The sequence below is a fragment of the Lactobacillus kitasatonis DSM 16761 = JCM 1039 genome, from assembly GCF_000615285.1.
In the GTDB taxonomy this organism is placed as follows: Bacteria; Bacillota; Bacilli; order Lactobacillales; family Lactobacillaceae; genus Lactobacillus; species Lactobacillus kitasatonis.
Genome location: NZ_BALU01000001.1, coordinates 212,472 through 228,445 on the forward strand (window position 1 = coordinate 212,472; position 15,974 = coordinate 228,445).

At 38.6% G+C, this 15,974-nt stretch carries 15 protein-coding genes, 1 tRNA gene and 2 pseudogenes; 15 read left to right on the plus strand and 3 right to left on the minus strand.

What is annotated here, in order from left to right; all coding sequences use genetic code 11:
* Positions 1-6 precede the first annotated feature (6 nt).
* The 12 genes from gyrA to JCM1039_RS01185 all read left to right on the plus strand — a co-directional run bounded on the left by gyrA (position 7) and on the right by JCM1039_RS01185 (position 11,753).
* On the plus strand, positions 7-2,475 hold the full coding sequence (gene gyrA, locus JCM1039_RS01125; protein ID WP_025014303.1) for a DNA gyrase subunit A: 2,469 nt from the start codon (positions 7-9) through the stop codon (positions 2,473-2,475).
* A gap of 215 nt (positions 2,476-2,690) precedes the next feature.
* On the plus strand, positions 2,691-2,987 hold the full coding sequence (gene rpsF / locus JCM1039_RS01130) for a 30S ribosomal protein S6 (RefSeq protein ID WP_025014304.1): 297 nt from the start codon (positions 2,691-2,693) through the stop codon (positions 2,985-2,987).
* Between the two features lie 45 nt (positions 2,988-3,032).
* A complete protein-coding gene (ssb, locus tag JCM1039_RS10175; protein ID WP_034532853.1) occupies positions 3,033-3,554 on the plus strand; it encodes a single-stranded DNA-binding protein in 522 nt (173 codons plus the stop codon).
* 28 nt (positions 3,555-3,582) lie between these two features.
* Entirely contained in the window at positions 3,583-3,819 is a 237-nt protein-coding gene (gene rpsR / locus JCM1039_RS01145; protein ID WP_003549366.1) for a 30S ribosomal protein S18, read from the plus strand.
* 168 nt (positions 3,820-3,987) lie between these two features.
* Entirely contained in the window at positions 3,988-6,009 is a 2,022-nt protein-coding gene (locus JCM1039_RS01150) for a DHH family phosphoesterase (protein WP_025014305.1), read from the plus strand.
* Between the two features lie 14 nt (positions 6,010-6,023).
* A complete protein-coding gene (gene rplI / locus JCM1039_RS01155; protein WP_013436849.1) occupies positions 6,024-6,479 on the plus strand; it encodes a 50S ribosomal protein L9 in 456 nt (151 codons plus the stop codon).
* Between the two features lie 28 nt (positions 6,480-6,507).
* The gene (gene dnaB / locus JCM1039_RS01160; RefSeq protein WP_025014306.1) at positions 6,508-7,902 is read left to right on the plus strand and encodes a replicative DNA helicase; all 1,395 of its coding nucleotides are present in this window, start codon (positions 6,508-6,510) and stop codon (positions 7,900-7,902) included.
* 225 nt (positions 7,903-8,127) lie between these two features.
* Complete coding sequence (locus tag JCM1039_RS01165; protein ID WP_025014307.1) at positions 8,128-9,075, plus strand: phosphate/phosphite/phosphonate ABC transporter substrate-binding protein; 948 nt, start codon at positions 8,128-8,130, stop codon at positions 9,073-9,075.
* A gap of 104 nt (positions 9,076-9,179) precedes the next feature.
* On the plus strand, positions 9,180-10,109 hold the full coding sequence (locus JCM1039_RS01170; RefSeq protein WP_025014308.1) for a DegV family protein: 930 nt from the start codon (positions 9,180-9,182) through the stop codon (positions 10,107-10,109).
* A gap of 118 nt (positions 10,110-10,227) precedes the next feature.
* Positions 10,228-11,106 carry an ROK family protein gene (locus tag JCM1039_RS01175; RefSeq protein WP_025014309.1) on the plus strand — a complete coding sequence of 293 codons (879 nt, stop codon included), beginning with the start codon at positions 10,228-10,230 and terminating at the stop codon, positions 11,104-11,106.
* A 146-nt stretch (positions 11,107-11,252) separates the two neighbouring features.
* Complete coding sequence (locus tag JCM1039_RS01180; RefSeq protein ID WP_025014310.1) at positions 11,253-11,444, plus strand: CsbD family protein; 192 nt, start codon at positions 11,253-11,255, stop codon at positions 11,442-11,444.
* 48 nt (positions 11,445-11,492) lie between these two features.
* The gene (locus JCM1039_RS01185; RefSeq protein ID WP_025014311.1) at positions 11,493-11,753 is read left to right on the plus strand and encodes a GlsB/YeaQ/YmgE family stress response membrane protein; all 261 of its coding nucleotides are present in this window, start codon (positions 11,493-11,495) and stop codon (positions 11,751-11,753) included.
* Between the two features lie 45 nt (positions 11,754-11,798).
* On the opposite strand, the gene JCM1039_RS01190 is transcribed toward JCM1039_RS01185, so the two are convergent.
* Together JCM1039_RS01190 and JCM1039_RS10180 are read right to left on the minus strand one after the other, a co-directional pair.
* Entirely contained in the window at positions 11,799-13,031 is a 1,233-nt protein-coding gene (locus JCM1039_RS01190; protein WP_025014312.1) for a DUF2974 domain-containing protein, read from the minus strand.
* A gap of 60 nt (positions 13,032-13,091) precedes the next feature.
* Positions 13,092-13,662 (minus strand): annotated as a pseudogene (locus JCM1039_RS10180) (MgtC/SapB family protein).
* Positions 13,663-13,843: 181 nt separating this feature from the next.
* On the opposite strand from JCM1039_RS10180, the gene JCM1039_RS01200 reads away from it, so the two are divergent.
* From JCM1039_RS01200 to JCM1039_RS01210, 3 genes are all read left to right on the plus strand, one after another.
* Positions 13,844-13,916, plus strand: a tRNA-Thr gene (locus JCM1039_RS01200).
* Positions 13,917-14,223: 307 nt separating this feature from the next.
* Positions 14,224-14,841, plus strand: a complete 618-nt coding sequence (locus JCM1039_RS01205) for a CadD family cadmium resistance transporter (protein ID WP_008471408.1) — start codon at positions 14,224-14,226, stop codon at positions 14,839-14,841.
* A 16-nt stretch (positions 14,842-14,857) separates the two neighbouring features.
* Complete coding sequence (locus JCM1039_RS01210) at positions 14,858-15,211, plus strand: ArsR/SmtB family transcription factor (RefSeq protein ID WP_025014313.1); 354 nt, start codon at positions 14,858-14,860, stop codon at positions 15,209-15,211.
* Between the two features lie 227 nt (positions 15,212-15,438).
* Here the strand turns inward: JCM1039_RS01210 and JCM1039_RS10185 are convergent.
* Positions 15,439-15,974 (minus strand): annotated as a pseudogene (locus JCM1039_RS10185) (transposase family protein); the annotation flags it as partial.

Genomic DNA, 15,974 nt, shown 5'->3' on the forward strand with positions numbered 1-15,974 from the left:
TTTTAAATGGACGAGAATCAAACTCAAGATCATAGAATTAGAAATGTTGATCTGACTAGCATGATGCGTAGTTCCTTCTTGGACTATGCTATGTCAGTTATTGTGGCACGTGCTTTACCTGATGTTCGTGATGGTTTAAAACCAGTACAGCGTCGTATTCTTTACGGAATGAGTGAATTGGGTGTAACGCCTGACAAGCCTTACAAGAAGAGTGCCAGAATTGTTGGTGAAGTTATGGGTAAGTTCCACCCACACGGTGACTCATCAATTTACTTGGCTATGGCTCACATGGCACAAGACTTCTCATACCGTTACATGTTGGTTGATGGACACGGTAACTTTGGTTCTGTTGACGGTGATGAACCAGCCGCAATGCGTTATACCGAAGCAAGAATGAGCAAGATTGCTGTGGAAATGCTTCGCGATATCAACAAGAACACAATTGACTGGCAAAGAAACTATGATGATACCGAAAATGAACCAGTAGTTTTGCCAGCTAGAATTCCTAACTTGCTCGTTAACGGTGCTAACGGTATCGCCGTTGGTATGACTACTAACATTCCACCTCATAACTTGAGTGAAGTTATCAGTGGTTTGCACATGTTGATGAAGAATCCTGATGCAACTACTAAGGACTTGATGAAGGCTATTCCAGGTCCAGACTTCCCAACAGGCGGAATTATCATGGGCCGTGGCGGTATCTACCGTGCTTACGAAAGCGGCAAAGGTAACATTGTTGTTCGTGCTAAGACCAACATTGAAACCGAAAAGAGTGGTCGTGAAAGAATTATCGTCAGCGAAATTCCATTTATGGTTAACAAGGCTGAATTGGTTAAAAAGATTGCTGATTTGGCTCGTGAAAAGATCATCGATGGAATTACCGGTGTTCGTGATGAATCTGACCAGACTGGTATGCGGATCACCATTGATATCCGTAGGGATGCAAGTGCCAGCGTTGTTTTGAACAATTTGTTCAAGCAAACTCAAATGCAAGCTAACTTTGGTATGAACATGGTTGCCATCGTTGACGGTGCTCCACATTACCTTACTTTGAAGCAAATGTTGCAATACTACTTGGATCACCAAGAAGATGTTGTAACTCGTAGAACTAAGTTTGAATTAGCTAAAGCTGAAGCAAGAGCACACATCCTCGAAGGTTTAAAGATTGCTCTAGATAATATCGATGAAATTGTCCACATTATCCGTAGCAGTCATTCAAGTGATATCGCTAAAGCAACTTTAATCAGCCGTTTCGGTCTTGATGACAAGCAATCGCAAGCTATTTTGGACATGCGTTTGGTTCGTTTGACCGGCTTGGAACGTGATAAGGTTGAAGCTGAATATAAGGACTTGCAAGCAAAGATCGCTGATTACAAGGATATTCTTGCTAAGCCAGAAAGAATCGACAAGATTATTTACGATGAATTGCTCGATATTCAAAAGCGTTTTGGTGATAAGCGTAGAACTGAAATTGGTGCTAGCGAAGTCGTTTCAATCGAAGACGAAGATTTGATTGAAAAGCAAAATATTCTTTTGACTGTAACGCATAACGGCTACATCAAGAGAATGCCTATCCAAGAATTTAAGACCCAAAACCGTGGTGGTAAGGGTATTAAAGGTATGGGTGTTCAAGATGGCGACTTTATTGAACACTTGATTTACTCAAGTACGCATGACATACTTTTGTTCTTTACCAATGCAGGTAAGGTTTACTCAAAGAAGGCCTACGAAATTCCTGAATACGGTAGAATGGCCAAGGGGTTGCCAATAGTTAACTTGCTTCAACTAGAAAAGGGCGAGAAGGTTCAAACTGTTATCAACATTCCTGAAAATGCCGATGATAATTACTTGTTCTTTATCACCAAGATGGGAACCGTAAAACGTACACACGTCAGCGAATTTTCTAACATCAGAAACAGTGGTTTGATTGCACTTACTCTTCGCGATGGGGATGAATTAAGCAACGTTTTGACCACTGATGGCAATCAAAATATTTTGATTGGTACTCACTTGGGCTACGCCGTTACCTTCAATGAAAGCGACGTTCGTGCTATGGGTAGAACCGCTGCCGGTGTTCGTGGTATTAACTTACGTGACCATGATTACGTTGTCGGTTCCGGCGTTTTGGGCAAGGATGATCAAGTCTTAGTAATTTCAGAAAAGGGTTATGGTAAACGTACCCCTGCTGCTGATTACCCAGTTAAGGGCCGTGGCGGTAAAGGTATTAAAACTGCCAACATTACCGAAAAGAATGGTCCTCTTGCCGGTGTAATTGTTGTGGATAAAGGCAAGGACATCATGGTAATTACTACGAACGGTATTATGATTCGTTTCAAGACTAAGGACGTTTCTCAAACTGGACGTAGCACAATGGGTGTTCGTTTGATTAAGGTTAACGACGACAGTAAGGTAGCAAGTTTGACCATTGTTTCAACTGAAGCTGACCAAAATCGAACTGATGCCGACGATGAATAAATAATTAAAAATACAAAAAATTCAACTTTTAAAAAAATTATCAAACTTTTTTGCGTAATAAATAGTGAGCAGTAAAAACTGCAAGGATCACGTGAAAAACTGTTTGGTAATTTTTTGTTTATATGCTAGAATTAGAAACTGCGAGTAATATTCCAATTACTCCTTGTTCTTGATTTTAGCAAGAACCATATAGTCCAAAAGGAGGTGCAATAGTCATGGCAACTACAAAGTACGAAGTAACTTACATCATTAAGCCAGATGTTGACGAAGACAGCAAGAAGGCTCTCGTAGAAAACTACGACAAGGTTATCGCTGATAACGGTGGTACTATGGTAGAATCCAAAGACTGGGGCAAGCGTCGTTTCGCATATGAAATTGATAAGTATCGTGAAGGTACTTACCACATTATGACTTTCACTGCTGACAACGCTGACGCAGTTAACGAATTTAGCCGTTTGTCAAAGATTGACAGCGCTATCTTACGTTCAATGACCGTTAAGTTAGACAAATAATTTTAATTTATTATCGATGTGATTTAGGAAAGGAAGGACATAAGTATGATTAATAGAGTTGTACTTGTTGGCCGTTTAACACGTGATCCTGAATTGCGTACTACTGGGAGCGGAATCTCGGTTGCTACGTTTACTCTTGCTGTTGACCGTCAATTTACGAATAGTCAAGGTGAGAGAGGCGCAGACTTCATTAGCTGTGTAATCTGGAGAAAGTCAGCAGAAAACTTCTGCAACTTTACCTCTAAAGGTTCATTAGTTGGTGTAGATGGCCGAATTCAAACCAGAAGTTATGATAATAAAGACGGGCAAAGAGTATATGTAACTGAAGTTGTTGTTGATAACTTCGCATTACTCGAATCACGCAAGGATCGTGAAGCCCGCGGTCAAAATGGTGGTTATACACCAAATAATGGAAATAATAGTACACCAAGTACTAACGATTTCCAAAATAATGGCGGATCACAAAACAATAATCCACAGAATAATAACAATCAAAATAATGCACAAGATCCATTCGCTGGATCAGGTGATACGATTGATATTTCTGATGATGATCTTCCATTCTAAAAATAAATTTAGGAAAGGATTCTAGAACATGGCTCAACAAAGAAGAGGTGGCCGTCGTCGTCGTAAGGTTGACTACATCGCAGCTAACCACATCGATTACGTTGACTACAAAGATGTCGATCTGTTGAAACGTTTTATCTCAGAAAGAGGTAAGATTTTACCACGTCGTGTTACTGGCACTAGTGCTAAGAACCAACGTAAAGTAGCTAATGCAATTAAGAGAGCTCGTATCATGGGCTTATTGCCATTCGTTGCTGAAGACTAATTTAGATCGAATAAAAACCAGAGGTTAGGAGATATTCTCCTAGCCTTTTTTCATATCAAATCTGAGTGAATACTTGGATTTGATTTTTTAGTTTCAACCTTTTCAATACAGGTACTTAATAAGGTATAATTGACACTGATATAGTTTACTCTTATAGGAAGGATCTTCATGAAAGATTTTTTACATAAGCTTGAATTGCCTGAGTTTATTAAGGATTCAAGACTAACAGCTTCCATGATAATCATTTTGTCACTTTCCTTACTGGGAAGCGTAATTGCAATGATTATGAATCCGTTATTCGGGTTGGCAATGGTATTGATTTTTATCCTTACCGTTGCTTTTGCAATTTATGGAACCTATATTTTGGCAGGCAATGCGAATAACTTCGCAGTCAACTTGTCTTACCGCATAAAGCGTAGTGAGCAAGAAGCAATGATCAAGATGCCTTTGGGTATTTTGCTGTATGATTCTGATCACCAAATTCAATGGGTCAATCCATACTTGCAATTGTATTTGAAGGATACGGATTTGGTAGGACATACTATTGAGGCTGTTGATCCGGACTTAAATAGGCTGCTTAATGAAGCAATTGAAGCTAAAACCTCAGAGAATCATATCGTCGATTGGGATGGACATCGCTTTGAGATGGTGGTTCAAGATAACTTGGGCGTAATTTATCTATTGGATATTACGCGCTATGCAAAAATTGAAGATAAGTATAAGGCTGAGCGTCTAGCTATTGGTCAAATCTTCATCGATAACTACGATGAATTGAGCGAAACCATGCATGATCAGGAATTGACCAGCATGAGTTCCTATGTGCAAAACACATTGAGCAATTATGCTAAGAAGTTTAAGGCCTATTTAAAACGGATTGATGAAGATCATTTCCTGTTGCTGGTTCATATGCAGGATTTGGCAGAAATGGAAAAGGACAAGTTCTCCGTTTTGGATAAGGTGCGCCAAGAAACTAGCCGTAACAATACTCCATTGACCTTATCGATGGGGATTGCCTTTGGCAGTGATTCATTATCCGAAATTGCTAACCAGGCTCAATCCAACCTAGACTTAGCACTGGGCCGAGGCGGGGATCAGGTTGTTTTGCGTCAGCCAGGTAAGGATGCCCGTTTCTACGGTGGTAAATCCAACCCAATGGAGAAACGTACTCGTGTTAGAGCGAGAATGGTTTCTCAAGCAATTAGTGAATTGTTCAAAGATGCAGATCGTGTCTTCGTAGTAGGACATCAACGTCCTGATATGGACTCTGTCGGTAGTGGTATTGGTGTAGTAAAATTGGCTCGTCTTCACGGCGTTAAAGCCAATTTCGTCCTTGATACCAATAAGACCAATTATGACGTTGGTCGTTTGGTTACTCGGATGCAACAAAAGAATCAGGATAAAGATATCTTTATCAGTCCTGAAGAGGCTTTGTCCGAGGTTACTGACAAGTCAATGTTGGTAATGGTGGACCATTCTAAGTATTCAATTACTTATTCACAACCGTTATATGACCGGTTGAAAAACAGAATTATCGTAATTGACCACCACAGACGTGGCGAGGAATTCCCAGAGAATCCAATGCTTACGTATGTTGAACCATATGCATCGTCTGCCTGTGAATTGGTTACTGAAATGATTGAATATCAACAGCCAGCTAATGGCAAGCGAGTATTGACTGATCTTGAAGCAACAGCTATGCTTGCTGGTATCGTTGTTGACTCAAAGGAATTCTCACTTAGAACTGGTACGAGAACCTTCGATGCCGCAAGTTATTTGCGTTCAATCGGTGCCGATTCAGCCGTAGTAAGCATGTTGTTAAAAGAAGACATTGATAGCTTCCTTGAACGAACTCACTTGGTCGCAACGCTCAAGATGGTTAAGCCACATATGGCCGTACTTTGTGGTCCTGATGATAAGATTATTGATCCGATCATCACCGCTCAAGCGGCCGATACTGCGCTTGATTTGGAAAATGTAGGTGCAAGCTTTGCCATTACTAGACGTAGCTCAGATACGATTGGTATTTCTGCTCGTTCAATGGGCAAGATCAATGTTCAAATTATTATGGAAAAACTCGGCGGTGGTGGACACCTTTCAAATGCGGCAACTCAGATCAAGGGTGTTACTATTGAAGAGGCAAAACAAAAATTGCTTAAAGCAATTGATGAATATGAAGAAGAAAATGATTAAAGGGGGACTCAAGAATGAAAGTTATTTTTACACAAGACGTTAGAGGTCGAGGCAAGCGTGGACAAGTTAAGGAAGTTCCAGATGGCTATGCACAAAACTATTTAATCAAGCGTGGTCTTGCCAAGGCAGCTACTAAGGGTAACATGAACACTTTGAAGCGTGTTGAAGCTAACGAAAAGGCTGCTTATGAAGCAGAAAAGGCTGAAGCCGAAAAGATTAAGGCAGAACTTGAAAAAGACAGCACTATTGTTAACTTCAAGTCAAAGGCTGGTAACGATTCTCGTTTGTTCGGTTCAATCTCAAGCAAGAAGATTGTTGAAGGCCTTGAAAAGCAATACGGTATCAAGATTGACAAGCGTAAGTTGAACCTTCCAGAACCAATCAAGACTTTGGGTTACACTAACGTTCACGTTAAGTTATTCAAGGGCGTTGAAGGAACTATTCGCGTTCACGTTACTGAACAAGACTAATTATTTTTATAAAAAGTGGTTGTGATTGATGGATAATATTGTTTCTCAACAAATTCCGCATGACTCCGACGCTGAAAAAGCCGTTCTAGGTGCGATTTTCATTGATCCAGAAGCGATTGCGGATGCTAGTGCGGTCGTTCAGCCTGAAGATTTTTATGAACGCGCAAATCAGATTATTTTCCAGGCATTGCTGGACTTGTCTGATCGTGGGGATGCAATTGATCCACTGACTCTTCAGGATGAGCTGAATAAACGTAATCAGCTTGATGATATAGGTGGCATTGGCTATGTTTCAGAATTAGCAATGTCCACGCCAACTGCGGCACACGTTAACTTTTATGCACAAATTGTGCACAGAAAGGCCTTGCTCAGAAGACTGATTTCAGCCAGTCAAAATATTATTACTAATGCCATCAATGGTTCAGACGATGTAACGGATATTCTTGATGACGCGGAAAGCGAGATCATGAATGTCTCGTCTGAGAACAACACCGGTGGCTTTAGATCAATTAAGGAAGTTGTTAACTCAACGATTAATGATATTAACAACTTGCCTGAAGATAATAATATGGTTACGGGTTTGCCAACCGGTTTCTATGAGCTAGATAAAATGACTACTGGTTTTCACGATGACGAATTGATCATTATTGCCGCTCGTCCTGGTGTTGGTAAAACTTCTTTTGCATTAAATGTGGCTCAATATGTCGGTTTACACACTGATAAATCTGTGGCGATGTTCTCACTAGAAATGAGTGGTGAACAGCTTGTACAAAGAATGTTAGCTTCTGAAGGGCTGATTGATTCACAGCATCTTAGAACTGGTCAATTAGATCAGGAAGAATGGCACAATTTGGTTATGGCGGCTGGATCACTAGCTGGCACCGAAATTTTCATTGACGATACGCCAGGTATCAAAATGAGTGAAATTCGTGCCAAGTCACGGCGACTGGCTAAAGAAAAAGGCAATTTAGGTTTAGTTGTTGTCGACTACTTGCAGCTGATTGAAGGTCCACGTAGTGAATCACGGCAACAAGAAGTTTCCGCAATTTCTAGACAACTTAAGAAGCTTGCTAAGGAGCTTCACGTACCTGTCATTGCCCTTTCACAGTTGTCACGGTCAGTTGAGCAGCGTCAAGATAAACGACCTGTATTGTCCGATATTCGTGAATCTGGGTCAATTGAACAGGATGCCGATATTGTTTCGTTCCTTTATCGTGACGACTACTATCGTGATGAACCCGAAGATGGTGAAAATAGCGGTAGCAGTAGTGAAGTCGGAGCAGAAGACGATAATGGTGAAGTTGAAGTAATTATTGAAAAGAACCGTTCAGGTAGTCGTGGGACTGTTAAATTAATGTTCTCGAAGCCATATAACCGCTTCTCAAACCTTGATTATGCTCATGATGATCCTGATGGCAATTAAGCACATGTTAAAAGCATGTGCTTTTTTATTTATTAAGAGCATTCAAAATCCGAATATTAAGTGATGAACGTTGATATTACAGTAAATATAAAATAAATATCAGAACAATAGTCATAAATATAAATAATATAATTCGCATTTTATATTGAAATCTAGCATTTATTCTGTTATACCTATTTATGTGATGAAACCTATTAATTAATTTTTTGGAGGAATTTCAGGTTTATGAAGTTTAAAAAAGTATTAGTTGGAGCTTTAGCAGTTTTAGCTACTGTTTCACTTGCGGCATGTTCGAACAATAAAAAGAGTAGTTCGTCTTCATCAAATGAACCAAAAGAATTGAATGTCGAATTCGTACCAAGTACTCAAGCTAACAAGATGGAAGCTAAGGCCAAGCCACTTGGAACGCTTTTACAAAAGCAATTGCATATTCCAGTTCACGTAACAGTTTCTACAGACTACAGTGGTTTGGTTGAAGCTATGTCATCTAAGAAAGTTGACGTTGGTTTTATGCCACCATATTCTTACATTCTTGCTCATAAACGTGGAATTGCGGACGTACTTTTACAAGCTGAACGTTACGGCTATGATGAACCATCTGGTAAGATGAACCACACTTTGATGCACAAATACCGCGGTATGATCGTGGTTAAGAAGGGTTCTAAAATCAAGTCATGGAAGGACCTTAAAGGTAAAAAGATTGCTATCGGTGATCCAAGTTCTTCATCCGGTTACGTTTACCCAGTTGCAGAACTTTACAAGAAGGGCTTAAACGTTACCAAGGAATGTAAGCTTGTTAACATCAAGGGTGACGACCAAGAAGTTCTTTCAGTATTGAACGGCGACGTCGATGCCGCATTTGTCTTCTCAGATGCACGTAACATCGCAGCTCAAGACGATAAGAAGGCCATGACTGACGTTGTGCCAATCTACTTCACTAAGTGGATTCCTAACGACATCATCGCAGTTAGAAAAGACATGCCTAAGAAGTTTAGAGCTAAACTTTCTAAGGCATTCAAGAATATTGCAAAGTCTAAGAAGGGTAAGCAAATCATTGAAAGTATTTACAACCATTATGGCTATGTAAGTGCCAAAGACTCAGACTTCGATGGCTTGCGTCAATACCAAAAGATTGTTAACAAAGCTACTGGCGGCAGTAGTAATAATAACTAAAGTTGATTATTAAAAAGACCTGCTTTTTTAAAAGCAGGTTATTTTTTTGCTAAAAGCCATCTGAAATCGGTTAAAATATAAGTAACAATCAAAGGAGAAAGATTATGAAAATTGCTGTTTTAACCGATAGCTCAGCTTACTTAACTAAAGAGCAACAAGAAAAGTATCATATCGATGTTTTGCCTATTCCAATTATCTGGGGTGATAAGACTTACCGTGATATGGTTGATATCGGCTTTGAAGAGTTTTATCAAAAATTAGCTAATGAAAAAGAATTGCCTACAACTTCACAGCCTTCCCCAGGTGACTTGCAAAGAAGAATAGATGAATATGTAGAGCAAGGCTACACTGATGTGATTGTAATTACCTTGTCTAGTGGTATTTCCAGTTATTACTCTACAGTGCAAAGTATTGCTAAAGACGAAGATAGAATCAAGATTCATCCATTTGATAGCAAAATCACCTGTGCTGGTGAGGCCGATTATGCGATGCTCGCAGGACGCCTTGTCGAGGCTGGAGCGGACATAGATCTAATCATGCATGATTTATCTGACTTGCAGAAAACGATGGATGTGCGCTTTATGGTGGACGATTTGAGCCATTTGAAGAGAACAGGTCGACTTTCTAACGCTGCCAGCTTTGTGGGAACATTGTTCAAAATTAAGCCAATTCTTTCAATGGATGTGCAAGATGAAGGTAAGATCTCTGCAATTGCTAAGGAAAGACAAACTAAACGTGCATATAAGCATGTGCAAAATGATTTTGACAATCTAACTAAGAACATGCCATACAATATTCAATGCACAATTTTTGATTCACTTGATCCTGATAAGAAAGAAGAATGGATTGAAGATTATCGTGCTAAGTTCCCTAGATATAAGTTCGATGAAAGTATTATTGGGCCGGTAGTTGGTGTCCATGTAGGACAGGGAACAATGGCAATGATTTGGTGTCGTGATCTTGATGACTACTTTGATAAAAATGGTAAGCCAATTGAAGAAATCAATTCTGAAGAAGTTGTAGATAAAGCGTAAGTAAATAAAATTAATTACATACATATGAAAGCCTTTACACATAAAGGCTTTTTTCTTTATAATATTATCAGCACAAAAACTATTCGGAGATAAAAATATACAAGAAAAGGATGAGAAAATGGCAGAAAAGAAATATGTCGGCAGTATCGAAGCCGGTGGTACAAAATTTATCGTAGCAGTTCAAGACGTTGAAACAGGCAAGGAAGTTGCTCGCGACAGAATTCCTACTACAACTAATAAAGAAACTTTACAAAAGACAGCTGATTTCTTTAAGAAGCACCCAGTTGATGCATTGGGTATCGGTACTTTTGGTCCAATCGACATCAACCCTAAGTCACGCACTTATGGTTACATTTTGGACACTCCTAAGCCAGGCTGGTCAGGCACTAACGTTAAGGGCTTCTTTGAAAAAGAACTTGGCATTCCAGTTGCAATGACGACTGACGTTAACGCATCTTGTTACGGTGAGTACGTTGCCCGTGGCCGGGATGATTCAAAGAGTTACTTCTACGCAACTGTTGGTACTGGTGTTGGTGCAGGTATTGTTCAAGCAGGTAAGCTTCTTGGTTTGAACAACCACCCAGAAATGGGTCACATGCTCGTTCGTCGTTATCCTGGTGATGACTACAAGGGTCACTGCCCATTTCACAACGACGCCTGTGTTGAAGGTATGGCAGCTGGTCCAAGTCTTGAAGGCAGAACCGGTATCCCTGGTGAAAAGCTTTCACGTGATAACAAGGTCTTCACTTATTCTGCATACTACATCGCACAAATGCTCTTCAATGTTTACATGACTGCTCGTCCAGATGTAATGGTTGTTGGTGGTTCTGTATTAAATGAAGATGACCTTGTTAAGGTTAGAAAGTTCTTCAATGAATTTAACAACAACTATATCGCAACTCCAGATTTGGACAAGTTAATCGTTCGTCCAGCCGTTGCCAACAACGGTTCCGCAACTCTTGGTGACTTTGAATTAGCTAAGAATTTACTCAAATAAAAATACACGCTTTGATCAATAAAGCAATGAAAAAGACTCAGCACGTTAAGAAAGACGTAAGCTGGGTCTTTTTTGACGTAATTAGGGGTAAATCAGCGTAGTATTAACTATAGAACGTATCACGTTATTAACGAAAGGAGCCGCTTATGAGTAATATGGATAGTGGCTTAAAAGACAAAATAATTGGCAAGGCTAAAGAAGTTGAAGGTAAATTAACCGGAGACAAGTCGCGTGAAGTAGAAGGCAAGGCGCAAAAGACAAAAGGTAAAGTGAAGGCTAAGGCCAAACAGGTAAAAGATGATATAGAGGCAGACCACCAAATCGATGAAGACTGCTAATAGGATTATCCTTGAAGAAATTAATTTAGTTAGAAACATGGTGATCCTATGATATATTGGCTTGGGGTTTTAATCGTCGGAGCTATAATAGGACTGCTTGCCGGTGTCATAACCGGTAGGGGTGGTTCAATGGGCTTTCTTGCAAATATCTTAGCAGGACTTGTTGGCTCAACGCTAGGTCAAGCACTCTTTGGCGCCTGGGGACCGCAAATGGCGGGGATGGCAATAGTGCCATCGGTACTAGGGGCAGTTATCTTGGTATTAGTGGTCTCATTTGTTTTGGGATTCTTCAATCGAAAAAATGTATAAGAAATAATAAAAGCATGCGTAAGCATGCTTTTGTTTCATGTGAAACTATTTATTCTCATTCTTTTGTTCACGTTCTTTATCATCTTTGAAGCGCTGTTTAATTTCTTCTGGTAAGATGCTTGGCACAGTTTTATCGTAAAATTCAAAGAAGATAGGAGCCTTGTTCGAGTCGTTACTCTTAGGATATAAAGCAAAATCAGTTTCGTTGAATGGCAAGCTGATATTACCGCGAATCGCATTAAGAATTTCTCCGACCATGTGTAAAACATATTTACGTGTTTCTGGGGTTAAGGCCATAATTACGCGGCTGAATCTTACAGTTCCCAGCAATTTGTTAGCAGTAATTTGGAACATATCGGTAATATTTAATTCGTCGAATGCTTGAAACAATGCGTCCCATAATTCACCACGTTGTTCATTGGGAATAGTGTGATTAAAATCAATAAGGGAATGTCGCAGCGATCTTGCACCTGATGTAAGACCTTCAGCTAAAACAAAACTATCTCGTCCAACACTCCAGCGACGAGGATCGTGTTGTTGGATCATTGGTGCAGTACTTTTAACAATTAATACTCGTTCTGGGTGGTCTAACATAGTGCCAATAATTGAAGATTCTGGTAGATAAGTCTTCATCTTAGGAAGTGCTCTAACAAAGCCGGGTGAACGCCATACTTGATGGAAAAATCCTGGGCCGTCAAAACTGAGTGCTTTGATAATGCGTTTTTGCAAGGAAGGTTCTGCCACACTTAAAGCATATTCTGCGTAATTGCCGCCTTTTGAGTGTCCAGCTAAGTAGATCTTGTCGTCAGGATATTTGGCCGCAATTTCTTTAAGATAATTTGCCGCCACATCTTGACCATAAACCTTAGGCATGTAGTTCATATTCATATCTTCATTCCAGCCGATAATTGAACTGTCGGTGCCGCGATAGACAATTAAAATAGTTGTTGCATCTAACCGAAAAGTTGCAGCGGTAAATTGAAGTGGATATGGGTCTTTTTCCAGCCTATTAGTCCAATTCAATATTTTAATATTACCTAAACGTGGACTTTTTGGAAGAAGTAATACTTGAGCGCCAGTTTCATCATGCATTTGTACTTGAAAAGAAGGAAGAACGCGAAATTTTTCCGCTACTTCGCTTAGAGTGTGTCCTTTAGCTGATTTATCTACAGGGAGATAGATAAATGAGGCGAAGAGTGATGCATCTACACTGTTGAATGGCTTCTCTTTAAATGATAAATCTCCTCGCCAACGTAAATAGTCAAGAGTTCCTGCCATAAAGTCATCCTTTCATGGTTAATAATGACATTTTACTAATTATTACTCTAAAAATAAATGTTATAAGCCACCGCGTGTGTAACTGATTTTTCGAATATCAGGATATTTGCGTAAAGTCATGATGATTTGATTTTCGTCAATTTTATTGTTGATAACGCCATCGACATAAAGAACGATCTTTTTATCGCTGACATCGAGAATCTTGATTGAAATATTTTCAACTTTATTATTTTCTGGCTCTTGCTTTATTTGTGGCAAAACATCTGGTTTATTGATAGCATCTATCAAAATGTCGAAGCGAATGTGTGGTGTAAGTTTATCAACGATTTCGTCATCATGAAAGAATAGTTGAATGATGAAAAGCAGGGCTGTTGATAAGATGCCGATGAAGGAAATACCGGTGACAATTTGGGCGGCAATTCCTGAAGGGTCGAGTGAAAGATCGTGCATGTTGAGCAGATCGGTGAAGCCGAATTTAGATACGATTATGAACAAGGCGGAAGCAATAGCAACTACAATGTGCGTTCTGACACCTGCAGTTTTTTCTTTGGATAGCTCGTTCATAGCCGATTAGGGCACCACAAAAGGTGGCGACGAGAATCCTGAGCAGCCAATCTAGTTCAGTTGTAATGGAAGCGAATGTCTACATAAAATCACCTCTTGAATGACCAACACTTTTAGTTCCATTCAAACGTAAATAGCCTTATTTGATAGTTTTGAAGATTTTTTTGAATTTTTTTCAAAAAAGGGTTGCACAACTCCCATCTATATGGTTTAATAAATACTGTTGTCGATGAGATAACAAATGAGTTGCTGACTTAGCTCAGTTGGCAGAGCACGTCACTAGTAATGATGAGGTCGGAGGTTCGAATCCTCTAGTCAGCATTATAAAGATTCATTTAGATTGATTAACCTTGATTTATCAACGTTTTACGAAGGTAAGTTGAGGTTAATTTTTTTGCGTAAAGAAAAATGATGCACACTAAGTGCACGCAGTTAAATTTTTAAAGTGCAATTTTTGCACACGGTGTTAAGAGCGGAATAATGTAATGATAAAGATCATGGTCATGTAGACCATGATCTTTTTACTTTTTAAAGAAAAAAATAAAGATGTATTGACAGTTAGATTCAAATATTACAAAATAACATTCAAATGTAGATTTGAATGTTATTTGGAGGAAATCGAAATAAAATGTTAAAAACTATTATTACCAGTGCAATCACATATAGTAGTACCGCTATAGATTTATTAATAATTTTGATGCTCTTCTTTGCCAAAATTAAAGACAAAAAAGGTATTAGAGACATTTATATAGGACAATTCCTTGGATCTGATGTTCTAATATTAGTTAGTTTATTCTTTGCTTTTATATTGCACTATGTTCCTGATAAGCGGTTATTAGGACTACTTGGAATAATCCCTATATTTTTAGGATTAAAGGCTTTAATTTTTGGTGACTCCGATGGTGAAAAGATGGCCAATAAGGAACTGAATAGTAATAATAAAATGAATTTAATAAGAACTCTTATGTTCATTACTATCGTAAGTTGTGGGGCTGATAATATTGGACTATTTGTACCTTACTTCATTAGTTTGACACCATTGAATTTAGTGATAACCTTGATTGTATTTTTGATAATGATTTTCTTGTTAGTTTTTGTTGCTCAAAAGATGGCTAATGTTCCTACTATAGGTGCGGTTCTTGAAAAATATAGTCGTTGGTTCATAGGATTCGTCTATATTTTTATTGGCGGTTCTGTTTTAATTGAAAATGGATCAATTCAATTTATAATTAATTTATTCAAATAATGAGTGAGGTAAACTTATGGGCGTTTTAGATAAAGCTGATATCACTTGTGACCAAACATTAGTAGAAACAGATAAAGTGATAAAAGTTTCAGACTTTCTTGGCAAACCAAATATAAAGAAATACTTTTATGCATTATCTAAGATTTCTGATGAAAAGAAATTAAAAATCGTTTTTTCATTGATTGCACAAGAATCACTCTGTGTTTGTGATATTGCATATATTTTGGATTGTAGTATTGCTACTGCTTCACACCATTTAAGAAAGCTTTACGACGAGAATATTTTAGGTCGTGAAAAAAGAGGGAAAATGGCGTACTACTTTATTAAGGATGATGATTTGAAAGAATTATTTGCTCAACTTAATAAATAAGATTGTAATTAATATTTTTACAAAATGGGTTGTTTTGTTCGAAAAATCGAGATAGAACGTATTTTATATTAATAAACTTTACTAAAGAGGTTAGTAATAGAACTACATTGTATGTAGCATTTACCAGTATGCTGGTAAATTTAGCTATTAATTCATAAGTAGCTCTAGAAAATCTTAATAATTAAGCCAAAAAAACAAGTTGATTTTCAACTTGGTTACGCGTGGTGCTAGTTAAATCGTTCTAGACAATATGCCATATTATAAGCTAAAATGGCAACTCCGAGTCTCTCTTGAAAACCTGCTAAACTTCTAGCTCGATTATTTTCAGCGTTGTAGTAAGACAAAAGCGAAAAATCACTCTCGATGGTCCTTCTGAGTGTTATTAAATAGTGCTTATTGTGCTTTTGAGCATTCTTCATATTTTTACGATATGGTGTCCAAAGCATATAGCTCATTTGCTCGACAATTGCGAATTGGCTGACAGACTGGCACAGGAAAGCTATCAATAATCAAAATGTCGCCTGACAGATCTACTTCCTCATTAAGGCCATGTCGAATTAAATAGATCAATGGCAAAGGCATGTGTGCTCTGCGATTGAAGCGAGAGTGAGATAAATTAACAAGCTTTTCACAAAATCTTCTTTGAGATTCAATGCCCAATGAAGCCTGCCAAATAAGTAAGGCCAGAATAGAACTGTCAGATATTTTACATCGATTGATATTCCGTCTTTGCTTTAATGCATCTGGGACATAAAGTTTGTAT

Excerpts from the sequence above, each read along its gene's own strand:
- gyrA (WP_025014303.1), top strand. The coding sequence starts at position 7 with ATGGACGAGAATCAAACTCAAGATCATAGAATTAGAAATGTTGATCTG.
- rpsF (WP_025014304.1), top strand. The coding sequence starts at position 2,691 with ATGGCAACTACAAAGTACGAAGTAACTTACATCATTAAGCCAGATGTT.
- ssb (WP_034532853.1), top strand. The coding sequence starts at position 3,033 with ATGATTAATAGAGTTGTACTTGTTGGCCGTTTAACACGTGATCCTGAA.
- rpsR (WP_003549366.1), top strand. The coding sequence starts at position 3,583 with ATGGCTCAACAAAGAAGAGGTGGCCGTCGTCGTCGTAAGGTTGACTAC.
- JCM1039_RS01150 (WP_025014305.1), top strand. The coding sequence starts at position 3,988 with ATGAAAGATTTTTTACATAAGCTTGAATTGCCTGAGTTTATTAAGGAT.
- rplI (WP_013436849.1), top strand. The coding sequence starts at position 6,024 with ATGAAAGTTATTTTTACACAAGACGTTAGAGGTCGAGGCAAGCGTGGA.
- dnaB (WP_025014306.1), top strand. The coding sequence starts at position 6,508 with ATGGATAATATTGTTTCTCAACAAATTCCGCATGACTCCGACGCTGAA.
- JCM1039_RS01165 (WP_025014307.1), top strand. The coding sequence starts at position 8,128 with ATGAAGTTTAAAAAAGTATTAGTTGGAGCTTTAGCAGTTTTAGCTACT.
- JCM1039_RS01170 (WP_025014308.1), top strand. The coding sequence starts at position 9,180 with ATGAAAATTGCTGTTTTAACCGATAGCTCAGCTTACTTAACTAAAGAG.
- JCM1039_RS01175 (WP_025014309.1), top strand. The coding sequence starts at position 10,228 with ATGGCAGAAAAGAAATATGTCGGCAGTATCGAAGCCGGTGGTACAAAA.
- JCM1039_RS01180 (WP_025014310.1), top strand. The coding sequence starts at position 11,253 with ATGAGTAATATGGATAGTGGCTTAAAAGACAAAATAATTGGCAAGGCT.
- JCM1039_RS01185 (WP_025014311.1), top strand. The coding sequence starts at position 11,493 with ATGATATATTGGCTTGGGGTTTTAATCGTCGGAGCTATAATAGGACTG.
- JCM1039_RS01190 (WP_025014312.1), bottom strand. The coding sequence starts at position 13,031 with ATGGCAGGAACTCTTGACTATTTACGTTGGCGAGGAGATTTATCATTT.
- JCM1039_RS01205 (WP_008471408.1), top strand. The coding sequence starts at position 14,224 with ATGTTAAAAACTATTATTACCAGTGCAATCACATATAGTAGTACCGCT.
- JCM1039_RS01210 (WP_025014313.1), top strand. The coding sequence starts at position 14,858 with ATGGGCGTTTTAGATAAAGCTGATATCACTTGTGACCAAACATTAGTA.